The sequence below is a fragment of the Aquibacillus salsiterrae genome, from assembly GCF_028416595.1.
In the GTDB taxonomy this organism is placed as follows: domain Bacteria; phylum Bacillota; class Bacilli; order Bacillales; family Amphibacillaceae; genus Aquibacillus_A; species Aquibacillus_A salsiterrae.
The window spans coordinates 343975-360569 of record NZ_JAMQKC010000001.1; the positions used below are offsets into that span (position 1 = coordinate 343975).

Sequence of the window (16595 nt, forward strand, 5' to 3'; positions counted from 1 at the left end):
AGCTAAGCCCCCGTACTAAGAATCTCGACTTTATCAACAAATTGTAATTGTTTTAATTCCTGTAACAATGTTTCCATTGACACAGACATTCCTACTGTATTTAACGAAATTGTCACATTGGCTTTTCCCTGGAGCGGTATTGTTTGATGAATTGTTAAGATGTTCCCGCCCGCACCTGCGACAGTTGCTAATAATTTTGATAACGTGCCAGCTTGGTCTTCTAAGTGAAAGAAAAGAGTTATCATTTTCTCTTTCACCATCGCTTGAAATGGAAAAACTGCATCTCTATATTTGTAGAATGCACTTCGAGACAAGCCTACCTGCTTAACCGCATCAAATACAGATTCTACTTTTCCCCTCTCTAGAAGTTCTTTTGCTTCGATGGTTTTACGCATAGACTCAGGTAAAAAATCACTGCGTACTAAATAAAATTTCTCATCCTTCTCAGCCATCTGCATTCCCCTTTTTGTTCAGAACAGTATTAACCAACGATTTCTCCATTTCTCATTTCCAAAAATTGTCTACTCCCTCTAAAATGCTTTATTTCTAAAAGAAGTAATCAGGAGAGGTTTACTGCGCAGCGTATTGCTTATTCTACAAATTCAAATTCATAATCTAAAAGACGTACCGTATCACCATCAACTGCACCCCGTTCACGAAGTGCTTCGTCAACTCCCATTCCCCTCAATTGACGAGCAAATCTACGAATCGATTCGTCGCGGTTGAAATCAGTCATCTTAAACAACTTCTCTAGCTTTATGCCAGAAAGGACGAATGCTCCGTCAGGGTCTCTTGTGATATGGAACTCTTGCTCCTCTTTCTGGTGTCGATACACAACTCTTTCATCTTTTTCTTCTAGTGGAGTAGTATCTTTCGGAATACTATCGAGTTTATCTGCAACGGAAAATAATAATTCTCTAATTCCTTCGTGCGTAACAGTTGAAATTGGGAAGATTGGATATTCATCCTTTACCTTTGCTTTAAAAGCTTCCAAATTTTCCTCTGCGTGAGACAGATCCATTTTGTTTGCTGCGATAATTTGCGGGCGACTAAGTAAGGTTTTATCGTATTCACTTAATTCATTATTAATAGTGATCAAATCCTCATACGGGTCTCTTCCTTCAGTCCCACCCATATCAATAACATGAACAATCACTCGTGTTCTTTCCACGTGCCTTAGAAATTGATGACCTAACCCAATTCCCTCGTGTGCACCTTCGATTAATCCCGGTAAATCAGCTAAAACAAAACTACGTTGGTCTTCTGTTTCCACTACACCAAGGTTTGGGGCAAGGGTTGTAAAATGATAATCAGCTATTTTAGGTCTTGCAGCACTTACAACTGACAATAAAGTTGACTTTCCTACACTTGGAAAACCGACTAATCCAACATCAGCAATTAATTTAAGTTCGATTTGAATATTTCTTTCTTTACCTGGTTCCCCGTTTTCTGCAATTTCAGGAGCTGGGTTTCGTGCTGAGGCAAACCGAGTGTTACCTCGTCCACCTCTTCCACCTTTTGCAATCACTGCTCGTTGTTTATGGTGAATTAAATCGGCGATTACCTCGCCAGTCTCTTCATCCCGAACAGTAGTCCCTGGTGGAACAGGTAATACTAACGGTTCAGCATTTTTACCATGCTGACTTTTACTCATTCCGTTTTCCCCACGTGGCGCCTTGAAATGTCTTTTATATCGAAAATCCATGAGTGTGTTAAGACCTTCGTCGACTTCAAAAACGACGTCGCCACCATTTCCACCGTCACCACCAGCTGGTCCACCCATTGGAACATATTTTTCTCTGCGATAGGCGACAAGACCATTTCCGCCATCGCCTGCCTTTACATATACTTTGACTTGATCTACGAACATTCCAAATTTCACCTCTTTAACTGCACATTAATGTTACTGTACAAATCGATAGTTTGTCCTGACTGGACACAAGTTGTATGTTGCTAAATTCCTTTATTTCTGCTAATTTTCGTTCAAGTAAATCAACATCTAGAAATTCACCTGAAAAAGATAGTACAACAAGCGTAGCATCTTCATTATTTGCATCCTTGATAAATTTTATCACACCTGTATACAGCTCCATTTTATCCGTGAAGCGCTCCAGTGTATCCATGAATAGGACAAGATTTTGATGAAGGATGTCATCGTATTTGGAAAGATTATGATTTGTTTCTATTTGATAATCCATTCGAAAATTATCATATTTCCAATTAAACTGAATGATCCACAAGGCCGTTTTCACTATGGCAAGGCTTTCAAGCATCCGTTCTTTATTAGCCTCCACCATTTTTTCTTTCAATTTCGCTTCAACCTTTTCCATTTTACCCATAGATGCATACCCTAATAGCAGTTGAACATCATTTAACCAGTCATGCCGGTAATGTCTTAAAAGATCAATCATTTCTTCTTCCTTGTTCACTTTTCCAGTCCTCCCTAGGCATTAAGCAAATTATAGCAAAAATTAATGTATTAGAAAAATAAAGTGGCATTTATCATCTATCAACTGCATGAAACTAACGAGGGGCATTTTACAAAAGATAGTCTAAAAAATCGGAGGAGCTGAAGACATAGCTAACTTTAGATGTTATCTACATCATCGGATTATATAATTTCCTAGACAACAATTAAAAAGGACTCTAACCAAAAGGCTAGAGTCCTTCATGTTTACATTTAAGCTTCTTGAGCTACTGGGTACACGCTCACTTTTTTGCGGTCGCGTCCTAAGCGCTCAAATTTTACAACACCATCAATAGTAGCATATAGTGTATCATCGCCACCACGACCAACGTTTGCTCCAGGGTAAACCTTTGTACCGCGTTGACGGTAAAGAATAGAACCACCAGTTACGAATTGTCCATCAGCACGTTTTGCACCAAGACGCTTCGATTCTGAGTCACGTCCGTTCTTTGTACTACCTACCCCTTTTTTCGATGCGAAAAATTGTAAATCTAAACGTAGCATTGCGTTGCACCTCCTTATTTATTAAAGATGGATATATACTGTCCATAGTCACGTTCAATTGTTTCTAAAGAAACGATCATACCTTCTAGTAACAGTTGTGCGTTTGTTCTCACTTCATCTGTTAAGTTTTCAGGTAATTCCACCTTTAAGTATCCGCCTTTGCTTCCAGCCTGTGTAATAACAGGTTCTATTCCACAAAGTTTAATCACAGCATTAACGGAACCAAAGGAAACGGCCGAAACACCAGCGCAGACTAGATCGTATCCTTCTGAAACACTTTCAGCATGACCACTAAGTTCAAAAGCAAATATATTCCCACCATTACGGTAAGCTGTCACTCTAATCATGTTTCCTAACCTTACGCATTGATTTTTTCAATTGTAAGTTTTGTATATGGCTGACGGTGACCTTGTTTACGATGGTAATTTTTCTTTGCTTTAAATTTAACAACTGACACTTTCTTACCACGACCTTGTTTTTCAACTTTAGCCGTAACAGTCGCACCTTCAACGTAAGGAACTCCTACTTTAGTGTCGTTACCACCAACAAATAGAACTTTATCGAAAGTTACAGAATCACCAGATTCTCCGTTTACTTTTTCAACAAAGATAGCTTGGCCTTCTTCAACCTTCACTTGCTTACCACCTGTTTCAATAATAGCGTACATACTTCTTGCACCTCCTTAAGGACTAAGACTCGCCATACAGGTGCCAAAAGGCTTAAACCTGATCTGTGCGGTTGTAGCAACGGGTGCTACGATGAATAACGGATTAATGTTATCATAGATTAAAAAACTTTGTCAATAGTATCGCCACTATTCCGTGCAATATATTCCTTTATAAGTAAATGACTACCTGTTAACGCTATATGATAAGACAAGACACCGTTCGTTCTTTTCATATACACTTCTTTGGTTATTTTCTTTGCCAAACGTCCTTTATCTATCATGTCAAACAGTAGTTTATAAATCGTTGGATGAATTTCAATGAGCAATGCCTCTACATCACTTTGCTGATAGTTAAACAATTCTCGCTCTAAGTCGTACACCAACGATTGTTTAGTGAAAGATGAAGTTTTACCTTTGTCTAATAAAACATAAGATAATGGAGGTGATTCCCTTTTCCTTGTCATCTCTACTAATCCTAATTTGGTAAATCCATATACTTCTGTTCTAATAGGATCTTTATATAGTTTCTTTTTTAAATGAGTCAAAACGCTTTGTTGATTTTCTACTGATTTCATTCCAATAAAATCAATAACTATTGCACCTGATATATTCCTGAGCCTTAATTGGTTTGCAATTTCTTTAGCAGCATTCATATTTACTTGGAGTAGGGTATGTTCTTTTGTGCCCTTGCCATAAAACCCTGCTGAATTAACATCAATAACTGTTAGGGCTTCAGTTTCATCAATAACAAGTTCTACTCCACTAGCTGTGGTCACCTTTTGTGTAACAGCTTGTTCTAAAATCTGTTTGATACTACGCGGTAACAGGTTTTCAATATTTTCAACCCACGTTATTTTTTCGCTAATGGTGGGATAATTATTTCTTATCCTATTTGCTAATTCTGGTTGGTCTACCCGAATGTGATTAATTTGATCAGGGGAAAACTTTCGAATTAATCGATCCGAAACTGCTTGATCATGAAAAACAAGACGTGGTACGGGACTATTTTTAGCTAATTTATTGACTTTCTCCCATTGATTCCTAAGGTTTTTAAATTCCAACACGACTTCTTCGGCTGTTTTTTTTTGAGCAGAGGTTCGAATGATTGCACCTTCTGTACCCGTTTTCACATTAGATATTTGTTGCCTTAATTCGTCTTTCGTTTCATCCGAAAGCTTTCTAGAAGCTGCAACATAATCTCCATTTGGTAAATAAACAATATCTATACCTGGTAAAGTTATATTAGCAGTTAATCGTGCCCCTTTATTTCCATAAGCATCTTTTTGAACTTGGACAACGATCCTTTCTCCTTCGGTTATTACTGATTCAATTGGTTTTTTCATTTTTTTTGCCATTGGGATTTCATTTGATTGAAGAAAACCCAATTTTTCAAGACCAATATCTACAAATACTGCCTGTAGCGATCTATCCACTACCTTTACCCTGGCAACATAAATATTACCGACCAGACTACTAAGTTCTGGTCGGTCAATATGGATTTCCTTTACCACATTCTCATCCACGACAATACCGAGCTTTTCTGTCGTTTTCGCTTGAATATAAATACTAACCATTTACCTTGCCCTCTTTCTAATGCCTAAAAGCGGTTAATTCTCCAACTGTCATTTGGGATTGTTTTAACCGAAAATAAGTATGTAGACATTCCTTTTCTCCTATTGGCATGCCACTAGGACTACCTTCATCTTTAATAAGAATTTGATGATAACAATTTCGTCTAAAACGACCAAAAACATACATCAACGAATGGTCTGGCCTAACAACAATTGGTCTTACTTTTTTTGCATGGTTATCAAGTACATGCCGTTTTAATAAAAATCGCATAAAAATATAATACCTACGTTTCCATTCTAAACGATTTTCCCATAAGATAAAACTGACAAGTAAAAGGGTACTTAAAGTAAAAGGGTAGTATAGAAACATGGCAGCAACACTAATCACCAACAAACATGTGGATGTGAGTACGGTTGCGGCATGTGCGCGTCTAAACGGGAGAAATGAAGCATAGAAAAGCATTAATAGTTTTCCACCATCTAATGGCCAAATCGGCAACAAATTAAACAAGAAAATAGTGGCATTGTACTGTGTGGCAACGGTTAGAAGAGAAGATGGTAATAGTGAATAGGCTGAACACAACTGTAACAGGAAAAAAATCCATATGTGTTGCAACGGTCCAGCCAACGTAACAATTAACTCTTGTTTAATTGGTCTACTACCATGTTCATCTGTTTCCATTACCCCTCCAAACACCCATAAGCTAACTCTCCTTATTCTCCATTGATAGCTACGTGCAGCAACATAGTGGCCCAATTCATGGATGAAGACCAATGTGAAAATAATAAAAATTTCAGTAAACGTCCCGGTTAATAAAGCTATGATTATAAAAAACCACAAGATTGGATGTATATACAAAGGTGGAAGATTCTTAAGGACGTTCGTCAACTTTCATCACCTTTACCGGATCGACATATTGATTATTTCTTTCCATTGCAAAGTACACGTTTTGGGCATTGGCTTCTGATGGGACAAACTCTCCGATAGATTGATTTTTTCCAACAAACTGATATTGATACACATTAATTGACGTTAAATTACCGTAAATCGTCTTGCTCTTGTCAGGGTGTTGAATAATAACGGTCTTTTTAGTTTTTGGGTCATTTCCTGCAAAGATTACTGTTCCTTGTTGTACTGACTTCACCTCTGTATTTTCTGGTGTAGAAATCATAATTCCTTCCCCACTATTCTGAAATGTCTGACTAACAGTCCCATTGACAGGTAATACAGGGGAATCACTTTCCACTTCGTCATTTTTTGGTGTTAATGCTAAAGGAGAACCAAACTTTTGTTGGTACCATTGATTCACTGATGCGAACGGAAATTCTTCTGTAAAAGCCTGACTTGCCCACTGTCTTGGTTGCTCTAGCCAATTTCCTTCAAGTCTAAAAAAGATGGCAACACTAAAAAATAAAACAGCAGCTAAAATACTTTTCATTACAAAGGATGTAATAAATGTATCTTTCATATTATCTGTTGAACTGTTCGTTTCTGTTACAGGCATGTACCCATGTTTTTCCTCATCCTGCGGAAAGCTAGATGGAAGAAAACTTTTTTTATCGCTTGCGGAATGACTGGATGGAAGTGCTCTTTCTCTTTTCCTTCTAGCAATATTTTTACGAATCTGACTAATATCTCTTCTCATATTACTTCACTTTCCTTCACGTTAGATTTGTACAAGTCTATGAATGAAATAATTAAGATATGCAGTCAATCCAAATTTAAGTAGTAAAGTAAGAAAAGCGCAAATCGCGCCTGGTAAGACTAAGGCAGGAATAAGACAAGATAAGACCTGACGTGGCGGTCTTTGCCATGTAGAGTGACTTACGACTCAGAGATGGGTAGGCGCTGTAGCTACACGTGGCTGTCGCTCGATGTTACCCACGCTTGAATTTTTTTATTTATATAAAAAAGGCAGCAACTATTATTAAACGTTGCTGCCTTCTGTTTTGAATGGAAGATTCACCATCCTTAGAAAGACCAAGGCCAATCTACAATATTAAGATTTCATGCCAAAGAACTTTTTCACCTTAGAAAACATACCTTTTTCTTCCTCAAGTGACAAAAGAGGAACCGATTCGCCTAAGATTCTTCTAGCAATATTTCGATATGCAATAGATGCACGAGTATTGGGTTGAAAGGCTACTGGTTCGCCGTGATTAGAAGCCTTTATAACGTCATCATCATCCGCAACAATTCCTAACAATTCAATCGATAAAATTTGCACGATTTCATCTACATCAAGCATGTCCCCATTTTTAACCATATGGTTACGAATTCTATTAACAATTAAATGTGGCGGCTCAACATCTTCCTTTTCTAACAATCCGATGATTCTATCAGCATCTCTAACGCTAGATTTCTCAGGTGTAGTTACAACAATCGCCTTGTCTGCTCCTGCAACTGCGTTTTTAAATCCCTGCTCAATTCCAGCCGGACAATCAATTAAAATATAGTCATAGTCTTGCTTTAATTCAGCAATAATTTCTACCATTCCTTCAGGGGTTACTTCAGATTTATCACTCGTTTGAGCTGCGGGTAACAAGTATAAGCATTCAAACCGCTTATCTTTAATTAAGGCTTGATTTAATTTACAACGTTTTTTTACGACATCGACAATATCGTAAATGATTCTATTTTCAAGCCCCATTACTACGTCTAAATTTCTCAATCCAATATCTGTGTCAATTAGGCACACTTTCTTTTCAAGAAGTGCAAGGGATGTTCCTAGGTTAGCAGTTGTTGTCGTCTTACCAACCCCACCTTTTCCTGAAGTTATAACAATTGCCTCACCCATTTAATATTCTCCTTTCAAACCCGGTTAAATCCGGTCTTTTTTGTGAAAGAACTTGCAAACGATCAATGACTATTTTGGATTTTTCTTCATCTATGAGACCACATTCCATATAGACACCTTCTGAGTCATAATCAGGTGACCTACTAATCATGTCTGCAATCCGTAGTTGGCTTGGCTCCATGTAAGAAGCTACAATAACAGCATCTCTATTCCCATAAAAGCCCGCATGTGCAACACCTCGTAAGCTTCCAAGGATAAATATGTTCCCACTTGCAATAATCTTCCCACCAGGATTTACATCACCAATTAAGAGCATATCCCCTTTCACTTCAATGACCTGCCCGGAACGAACAATTTTGGTTATCGCTTTTATTTCCGTATCTTCACGCCATTCCAATGCCTGTTTTTTGGAAATGACATTGGATTCAATCGATTGGACAACTAATTTATTTTTTTTGCGAATAATACCCCGTAATTGTTCCTCCTGTTCGTTATGTAAGTAACGGTTACCTAATTGAATCGTAACCGTAATCATTGGTTCGTCTTTATCTGTGTATTTTGTTGCCAGCACACGTTCTAGTTCTTCTAATACTTCTTTAAACGAACACGCATCGTCAATATATAATGTAAGACCGTCTCGTGTACCTTTTATCGTTATAATTTGTTTGTTCCCTATCACGATAGGTTCACCCCAAAAGTGTATTTTCAAGTTTTACTTATTTTTTGTAGTCAAATTGTTGTAAAGACCAATGAACTAATCTATTTTTAGTAAAAGGATATAAAAGTGCAAAAAATGCAATATTTGCTACCAATGTTGGAAGTAATCTAGTAACTATATATTCGTCCCACAATAATGGACTAATTCCAATGAAAAAATAAATAATGTATAATCCCGAGTCTGCCAATAGTATGGCGAGAATAGTTAAGGAGAGGGCAACAAAAAAATTCGCATGAAGCATTTTCCTTAATCCATGAATAATATAGATCACAATAGCATAGATAAACATATAAACACCGATAACACTAGTATAAACAATATCGATCATTAAACCGAAAAGAATTGCATACAAAACAGAAAAGTAAGTATCCTCTAAATCAAAGAAGACCGTGATTAACACTAAAAAAACTAATAGCCAATGCGGAATAATCATCCATTCTTGTGCCATCACGCTTCTTGGTAGAAGGTCAGTAGCCACTCCTTCTACTACAATCGTCATGAGCAGTAAAAAAGGGAGATAAAATCGATGCATTACTCTCCCTCCTCGACAGTCTGACCTTCTGTTTGCTCAGGTTGTTGTGCCATGCGTTTTACAACAATAACGTGATTTAGTTTTTCAAAGTCCGCGGATGGTTTTACATATGCTACTTGTGTTAAACCATATTTATCAGGAACTATTTCTTTTATTGTACCTATTTCAAGCCCTTTTGGGAATACCCCACCTAAGCCTGAAGAGACAACAAGTTCTCCTTTTTTTAGTTCGGTATCATATTCATTCAACTCTAACAAAAGGTTTTCTTCCTTTTCTTCATACCCGACAATAAAGCCAGAAACATTGTCATTTATTTTTTCACTATTCACATAAACCGAGATACGATTGGAGCGATCAAAACCAGACAGTAACAAGACAGTGGAAGAGAATTGGGAAGTATTTAAAACTTTCCCAATCATCCCTTCACCTGTAATAACAGCCATATTTTTCTTTACCCCGTGTTGTTCCCCGCGGTTGATTTTAACTTGTTCGAACCACTGTTCGGGACTTCTAGCAATAACAGAGGCCTGGATTGGTTGCATGTCATTAATTGATTCAGTTTTCCCAATTATACTCCTTAATTCCTCGTTATCTCGACGTAATTCTTGCACTTCATAAACTAGATTTTTATATTCATTTAATCTAGATTTTAAAACTTGGTTCTCCTGATAGACATTTTTTATATCATCAATATTTCCTATTACTGTTGTAGTAAATTCAACGGGAACATTTACGATACTTTGAAACCAGCCAACAGTATCATGTAAAAATTGTTCAAACGTTGACAGCTCCTCCCGGTCTCTTAAGGAGAATCCAATTAAACCGACTAATATTATAAATCCAACAAGGATAATAAATAGCCGTTTCCTACGAAAAAAAGCCATAAATTAAACACCCACTTAATCCAGTGTAGAACGCGAAGAAACACTTGGTTGTGATCGGAAATATTCGATGTAATCCAATGATTTCCCAGTTCCTATTGCAACACTATCTAATGGTTCCTCTGCAACAAAAACAGGCATTTTTGTTTCCTCACTAATAACGTGGTCAAGACCTTTTAGTAACGCACCACCACCTGATAACACAATTCCTCTGTCCATAATATCAGCAGCAAGTTCTGGTGGAGTCTTTTCCAATGTATTTTTCACAGCATCGATGATAGCGGAAACGGTATCCTTCAAGGATAATGCTATTTCTTCAGCAGATATTGTTATTGTTTTTGGTAATCCTGTTAATAGATCTCTACCTCTAATATCCATTTCTTCATTTTCTAATGGTTTTCCTGCAGAACCAATGTCCATTTTAATTGACTCTGCAGACCGTTCTCCAATCATTAGATTATAGTGTTTTCTTACATATTGGATAATTGCTTCATCCATATCATCACCTGCAACTCGAATGGACTGCCATGTGACAATCCCACCGAGAGAAATAATCGCTACTTCCGTTGTTCCGCCACCAATGTCAACAATCATACTGCCTGTTGGTTCCCATACAGGCAGTCCAGCACCAATTGCTGCAGCAAATGGTTCTGCAATTGGGAAAGCATCCTTAGCACCTGCTTGCTTTGTTGCATCAATAACTGCACGTTCCTCAACCATTGTAATTCCAGACGGAACACAAACCATAACATTTGGTTTCTTTGCAAATGAGGATCTGTTTTTTTGTGCTTGTTTGATATAATACTTCATCATTGCTGCTGTCGTATCATAATCAGCAATGACTCCATCTTTCATTGGTCTGATTACTAAAATATTGCCTGGAGTCCGTCCAATCATATTTTTGGCTGAACTACCAACAGCTTCTATATTACCAGTTGCTTTGTTCTGAGCAACCACTGAAGGCTCTCTTACTACAATTCCTTTACCTTTAACGTACACTAATGTATTTGCTGTACCTAAATCGATACCTAAGTCTTGTGAAAAACTAAATCTTGCCAAGAAAATCTCCCTTTCCTTAGTCATTCCTTTTTAATAAGTCCTATACCAGTTATATGTAGCTTGTACTATAACGATTCTTATCATAACATATAAACTATCCATGACTAGTAGTTGCAGCGTAATAATGACTCCAATATTTTATGTATCATGTAATGAGAAGAAGCGCCAATTACAAGTGATCCACTTGAAAATGGCGCCAACTACTTTGTTAACAATAATTATACGAAAAAAAACTAAAAATAGATAGTAATTTATCGCTTGTTTACGACTTCCTTATTTCCCTTTCCTTTCATGGCACGTTTTACTTACAAATACCCCTTCTCTTTTAATGAGACGAATTTATGATCACCAATAATTAAGTGATCTAACAATTCAATTCCGATCATTTTTCCGCACTCAGCTAACCTTTTAGTTACATGGATATCCTCTTGAGAAGGAGATGGGTCGTAGGGTAGGGAGCATGCGCCTTACTTTGTCACCAAAAGCAGGTCTCACAATCCCCCCCTCAGAACCGTACGTACACCTTTCAGTGTATACGGCTCGCCAGTTGACTAATTGGGATTTGCTTCTCGTAGTGATTATGATGGCACTTAAAGATAGGACAAGTGTTTTTCTATTGCGTTGAATCATAATCTTGTCCAGATATGTTAAGTTACGTTTTATTCCTTATGTCACATTAATTTACGGACGTGGTAAGACTTCCATCTGAGCTTCTGTTGTACTGCACGCTTCACATTTATTCGCCAATAATCGTTGTTCAAATTCTGTCCTACCTGAATATTTCCATGTATTAGCTAGCTGGTCTATTTCAGACGAATCTGCTTTAAGTGCACCCTTATGTTTAGGAAGGTCTTTAAGTTTCACAAGCTGATGAATTTTTTCATTGCCTTGTTTATCTTTTCTAACAATGCTTAAGACTCCCTGTATGTGCGTCCTCATGCTTGAAGCAACCTTCTTTGAGCTACTTCTACGTTTATTGGCGATGGTTTTAATAAAGCTACTTTCTGCCAGATAGAATAACTTGTCTAGATGGTGATAGTTATTCGCTAGCTTGTAGTAGTTTGCAATTCCCCTTAACTCAGCGTTATAGGTATACAGAATTTCTAACTCCGAATTGTTGATTAGCTTTGCTCTGTGAATTACTTTAAAAGTATCTAGGTTTCCATATCCATTTTTTATCGCAAATTCTTTTATTTTCTTTTCAGGAATCTCTAACTTAATTGCACCTGAGAGTGTTCGCTTTTTCAATGGATGCTTTTGGGTTTTATACGTGACGGTTTTAACCTTAATCTCATTCCATGTATGGAACTCATATCCAAGAAAGGGAATTGGCTGTTCCAAATGAGTGATGAGCGTTTCTTCTTCACTTAGGTCAAGATAAAGTTCCTTTTCAAGAAAAGTTTTACTCATTTCTTTTATATATAATGCACTTTGTTTGGAACCTGCAATCCCTATAACAAAATCTTCAGCATACCGAACATATTTCATTCTCTGATAAAATTTGTCCATAGGGTCCACAGAAGGAATCCCAACCTGCTTCGTTTTAAGTTCTTGGATGTTTAGAATTAATTCATCTCGCCCTTCCCACAGTTGATGTCCATTTCTTTCATCAAGTCTATTTATCTTTTTGGACAAGGTGTTGATTTTTGAACGAATTTTGGCGTATTCTCCATTTCTAACTCTACTTTTTCCTATATCGAATTTCTCCATTTGTTTTTCCATAAATATGTCAAATTCATGGAGATAGATATTAGCAAGCAAAGGTGAGATAATACCTCCCTGTGGCGTACCGCTGTATGTTTTATGATAGGTCCAATTCTCCATGACACCACAAGTAAGCGCATTATGAATAAGAAGCAGGAAACGACGATCATGGATTTTTTTTGAAATTAAATGGATTAATACAGAATGGTCAATCTGGTCAAAGAAGCCTTTGATGTCTCCTTCAATACACCATGTTAAGCCATTCCACGTGTTTTTGATTTGGGATAGAGCTGTGTGACAGCTTCTTCCTTCTCTAAACCCATGGGAATTGTCTGAGAATACTGGTTCATATACACTATCCAATATCATTCTCATAACTTCCTGTACAATCTTATCTTTAAAATTAGCAACTCCTAAAGGTCGCTTTTTTCCATTAGATTTCGATTTCGGGATATAAACCGTTCTTACAGGTGCAAACCGAAATGTTCCAGCCTTTAATTGCTCGATGATGTCATCTATTTTCTGTAAACTGCAACCATCTATTTCATCAGTTATACCCTTTGTTAGATTCCCTGCATTTGGATATAGTTTTGCATATGCTTTAATCCACAGTTCTTTGTTATACATGAGACGGTAACAATCCGTAATAATGTTTTCTTTTTGAGAAGCTTTCCTTATAACGTCTAACTGTCGAAATGGATTCTTTGCCATGTTCATGACTCCTTTCTAGTTAACGTTAACATCAACCTGTCTCCCTTCCCCCTGCTAAACTCATTACAAGCAAACGTTGGGTACTATGGAGACTCCGTTACCATATGCAATTTTCATACCTAATGGCACTTGCACTTAGATAATCCCTGCATTATGACATAATCTTAGATAGGTAATGGTTAGGCATCCCTTTCGACGGTTTCCTCTAGTTGAGGATTGAAGGACAAACCTTACTATGGGAAGGAAAGCAGCAATTTCCAATAGACGCTCTAGAGATACGTCTCCCATTTTGTCCTCATTGTCTGTTAGCTATCGTAGACAATGGCGCACCCATCGCTCATTCGTCTAGGATTCAAGCAGTATAGCTTTTACCATACATCACTTGGTCTGAAGAACTGACTCGACGTTAGATAGCTTTGTCGTCTTTTCTCCTTTTCACATCATGCTCTGTTCCCTCTATGGGTTTCCCCTCAAGGTAAGATGCTGACCATAGAACATTGTAAGGAGTTCTAGATTTCCTTAGAAATCGCTAAGATTACGCACCTTGCAGGCGCACTCCGGATGGATGGTTATGGGCACATATGATAGATGCAGCAGAACGTTTTACTGCTTCGCGGAACACTTCTCTTGGATGGACGATAGAGGCATTTAAACTACCAATAAAAATTGTTTGTCTATGAAGTATTTGGTTTTTGGTATTTAAAAAGAGGCAAACGAAGTGTTCTTGTTTTAAGTTCCTCATTTCTTCCATAACGTAATCTGCACCATCTTCAGGGCTTCTTACAACATAACGTTCTTGCTTCTTAAACTGATTCATCCGTTTTCCTAGTTCAATTGCAGCTAATATAATAATCCCTTTTACGTTACCAATACCTTTAATTGCTGTTAATTCTTCAATAGTGCAGTCTCTTAATAGGTGAAGTCCTTCAAAGTGCATGAGTACCCTTTGCGCTAATACTGTAACCGACTCTTCTTTTGTTCCGGTGCCAATTAAAATCGATAGTAACTCTTGATTAGATAATTGGGACGGCCCGAGTTCTAGTAGCCGTTCCCTTGGTCTATCTTGTTTTGGAACATCTTTCATCATCATTTTGGTTTCTGCCATTATTTCAACCCTTCCATTTTTTCTAAGAACATCTGCTTGTCGTGTTCTTTTCTACGCGATTACAAATGATGGATGAACATCAAAATCCCTAAGGCACTGAACCACTTTTGATAAAGGAAGTCCTACCACATTGTAATAGTCACCTTCAATTTGCTTCACGAATAACGCTCCTGCTGTTTGAATACCATAACCACCAGCTTTATCAAAAGGGTCACCAGTACCAACATAAGCATCAATTACCTTTTGGGGAACGTTCCAGAATTCAACAGAAGTAGATTGAGTAATTAACACATCCTTCTTCACCGACTTTATTCTCACTGCTGTCCACACGTCGTGCTGTTTTCCATTTAATTTCGTTAACATAGATACAGCCTCATCAACAGTAGCAGGTTTAGTTAGGATTTGGCCATCAAATGATACTACTGTATCAGCAGTAAGAACGACTTGGTCATCTTGGATTGTAACAGCTTCCCCCTTCCTATATGCAAGCTTTTTTACAAGTGTTTCAGGATCACTTTCAATAACAGTTGATTCATCAACATCAGTTGTAAGCACCTCAAATCTAAAAGATACTTGTTCCAACAATTCTTTTCTTCTTGGAGAACCAGAAGCAAGAATTAACTTCATTATCTGAACTCCTTTCTATTGTTCTATGCTTTATATTAACTAGTCTGCTGCCATAGAACAAATTGACAAAATCAATAAATGTCTCACTTTTTGTTGCTGAAAAAGTGATTATCCTCTTAATGTTTTTACATTTTATTGAAAAAAAATGCGAAAAAAAGAATAAGTAGCCGTTTCTACTTATTCTTTGCTTAAAGATGTATATAATTCCCATAATTGCAACAAATAAATTTGTAATTGTTTCGGATCCTCTGCTGATTTGATTCCTTCCACAAGGTTTGTTGCTTCCTGTTGTATTTTCACTAAACGTTCATTATTTGTCTCTGGTATCATATCTAACCATTCTTCCCACAACAAGCCTGCATCAGTTAGTTGCTCTGTATTACCAATTGCCTGTAACGACTTGTTCCAGTTGTCAGGAAATGCTGTTAACCACTCAGATTCTACCTTTGTTAATTCTATCGTGCTTGAGTCTGTTTGCCAACTCCTTACATACGGGTCTTCCATTCCCTCGATATTAGCATTTTTAATAGAAGAGGCTGCCTTTTCTACGTCAGCTTTTTGATTAGCTATACCAACAAAAATTCGAAATCCACTATCATCCTGCCATACCATAGTTGGAAAACCACCCTGTGCAAATCCATCTTGTATCTGACTAGCCTTTTCCTTAGTAGAGACTAACCCCCCCTGAATAATAAAAGCTTCCATAGGTTGTAATTCAGTAGAAACTGTATTTATCTTACTTGTCGAATTTTCACTAGCATTCGTGTCCAATTGCTCAACAGTAGGACTAGATACTTGATTAGAAGTCTGCGCAGCTTGTACACCACTATCATCAATACCCGCTAACATCTTAAGCATGATAAACCCTAATGAGACCCCAATAACTGTCGCGGACAAAGCTGCTAAACCGAATACTTTGAACACCGGCGGAATCTTTTTGGGTCGCTTATACGTGACATCTGATTCCAACCAGGCATCAAGATCACCAGAGTCCTCATTTTTTTCAAATTCTAGCAAATCTTCTGGGTCATATAGTCTTTCTGTTGAGGCTGCTTGTTCTTCAAAAGAGGAGTTCCAACTTTCTCTTTCCTTTTGCTCACCAGTTAAAGCCGCCTCTTTCCCGTTCAGTTTAACCGAAATGGTTTTGTAGTTATCCACTTAGCTCCCTCGTTTCTAGTAAGTTTGTCTTTAATCTATCATAACGAGGATGAAAAGTAAGACGAGGTTTGTCAGATGCAATTTGCTAGTTTA

The 16595-nt window shown here is 37.4% G+C and carries 17 protein-coding genes, 2 pseudogenes and 1 other annotated feature; all 19 genes and pseudogenes read right to left on the minus strand.

Going from position 1 to position 16595, the window contains the following annotated elements; genetic code table 11:
* Positions 1-2: 2 nt before the first annotated feature.
* The 19 genes and pseudogenes from NC799_RS01865 to NC799_RS01955 all read right to left on the minus strand — a co-directional run bounded on the left by NC799_RS01865 (position 3) and on the right by NC799_RS01955 (position 16502).
* Positions 3-452 (minus strand): ACT domain-containing protein, encoded by a 450-nt coding sequence (locus NC799_RS01865; protein ID WP_272444616.1) that lies wholly within the window; start codon positions 450-452, stop codon positions 3-5.
* 137 nt (positions 453-589) lie between these two features.
* Positions 590-1870, minus strand: coding sequence for a GTPase ObgE (gene obgE, locus NC799_RS01870; RefSeq protein ID WP_272444617.1), 1281 nt, complete (start codon positions 1868-1870; stop codon positions 590-592).
* A 16-nt stretch (positions 1871-1886) separates the two neighbouring features.
* Positions 1887-2429, minus strand: a complete 543-nt coding sequence (locus tag NC799_RS01875) for a Spo0B domain-containing protein (RefSeq protein ID WP_272444618.1) — start codon at positions 2427-2429, stop codon at positions 1887-1889.
* Positions 2430-2680: 251 nt separating this feature from the next.
* Positions 2681-2971 (minus strand): 50S ribosomal protein L27, encoded by a 291-nt coding sequence (rpmA, locus tag NC799_RS01880; RefSeq protein ID WP_272444619.1) that lies wholly within the window; start codon positions 2969-2971, stop codon positions 2681-2683.
* A 14-nt stretch (positions 2972-2985) separates the two neighbouring features.
* Positions 2986-3318 carry a ribosomal-processing cysteine protease Prp gene (locus NC799_RS01885; protein WP_272444620.1) on the minus strand — a complete coding sequence of 111 codons (333 nt, stop codon included), beginning with the start codon at positions 3316-3318 and terminating at the stop codon, positions 2986-2988.
* An 11-nt stretch (positions 3319-3329) separates the two neighbouring features.
* A complete protein-coding gene (gene rplU, locus NC799_RS01890; RefSeq protein ID WP_272444621.1) occupies positions 3330-3638 on the minus strand; it encodes a 50S ribosomal protein L21 in 309 nt (102 codons plus the stop codon).
* 15 nt (positions 3639-3653) lie between these two features.
* Positions 3654-3721: a sequence feature (ribosomal protein L21 leader region), on the minus strand.
* A gap of 36 nt (positions 3722-3757) precedes the next feature.
* Positions 3758-5212 (minus strand): Rne/Rng family ribonuclease, encoded by a 1455-nt coding sequence (locus NC799_RS01895; RefSeq protein ID WP_272444622.1) that lies wholly within the window; start codon positions 5210-5212, stop codon positions 3758-3760.
* A 16-nt stretch (positions 5213-5228) separates the two neighbouring features.
* Positions 5229-6098 (minus strand): M50 family metallopeptidase, encoded by an 870-nt coding sequence (locus NC799_RS01900; protein ID WP_272444623.1) that lies wholly within the window; start codon positions 6096-6098, stop codon positions 5229-5231.
* Entirely contained in the window at positions 6082-6855 is a 774-nt protein-coding gene (locus NC799_RS01905) for a M23 family metallopeptidase (protein ID WP_272444624.1), read from the minus strand. The genes NC799_RS01900 and NC799_RS01905 overlap by 17 nt, the downstream gene beginning before the upstream one ends.
* Positions 6856-7209: 354 nt before the next feature.
* Entirely contained in the window at positions 7210-8007 is a 798-nt protein-coding gene (minD, locus tag NC799_RS01910; protein ID WP_272444625.1) for a septum site-determining protein MinD, read from the minus strand.
* Entirely contained in the window at positions 8000-8686 is a 687-nt protein-coding gene (gene minC / locus NC799_RS01915) for a septum site-determining protein MinC (protein WP_272444626.1), read from the minus strand. Before minC ends, minD begins: the two co-directional genes overlap by 8 nt.
* 37 nt (positions 8687-8723) lie before the next feature.
* The gene (gene mreD, locus NC799_RS01920; RefSeq protein WP_272444627.1) at positions 8724-9257 is read right to left on the minus strand and encodes a rod shape-determining protein MreD; all 534 of its coding nucleotides are present in this window, start codon (positions 9255-9257) and stop codon (positions 8724-8726) included.
* Complete coding sequence (gene mreC, locus NC799_RS01925) at positions 9257-10141, minus strand: rod shape-determining protein MreC (protein ID WP_272444628.1); 885 nt, start codon at positions 10139-10141, stop codon at positions 9257-9259. Before mreC ends, mreD begins: the two co-directional genes overlap by 1 nt.
* A gap of 15 nt (positions 10142-10156) precedes the next feature.
* Positions 10157-11197 carry a rod shape-determining protein gene (locus NC799_RS01930; protein WP_272444629.1) on the minus strand — a complete coding sequence of 347 codons (1041 nt, stop codon included), beginning with the start codon at positions 11195-11197 and terminating at the stop codon, positions 10157-10159.
* 305 nt (positions 11198-11502) lie between these two features.
* Positions 11503-11643 (minus strand): annotated as a pseudogene (locus NC799_RS01935) (JAB domain-containing protein); the annotation flags it as partial.
* An 80-nt stretch (positions 11644-11723) separates the two neighbouring features.
* Positions 11724-13612: pseudogene (locus NC799_RS01940) on the minus strand (reverse transcriptase domain-containing protein).
* A gap of 535 nt (positions 13613-14147) precedes the next feature.
* Positions 14148-14702, minus strand: coding sequence for a RadC family protein (gene radC / locus NC799_RS01945; RefSeq protein ID WP_417006661.1), 555 nt, complete (start codon positions 14700-14702; stop codon positions 14148-14150).
* A gap of 66 nt (positions 14703-14768) precedes the next feature.
* On the minus strand, positions 14769-15344 hold the full coding sequence (locus NC799_RS01950) for a Maf family protein (protein ID WP_272444633.1): 576 nt from the start codon (positions 15342-15344) through the stop codon (positions 14769-14771).
* A gap of 177 nt (positions 15345-15521) precedes the next feature.
* The gene (locus tag NC799_RS01955) at positions 15522-16502 is read right to left on the minus strand and encodes a hypothetical protein (RefSeq protein WP_272444634.1); all 981 of its coding nucleotides are present in this window, start codon (positions 16500-16502) and stop codon (positions 15522-15524) included.
* Between the last annotated feature and the right edge of the window lie 93 nt (positions 16503-16595).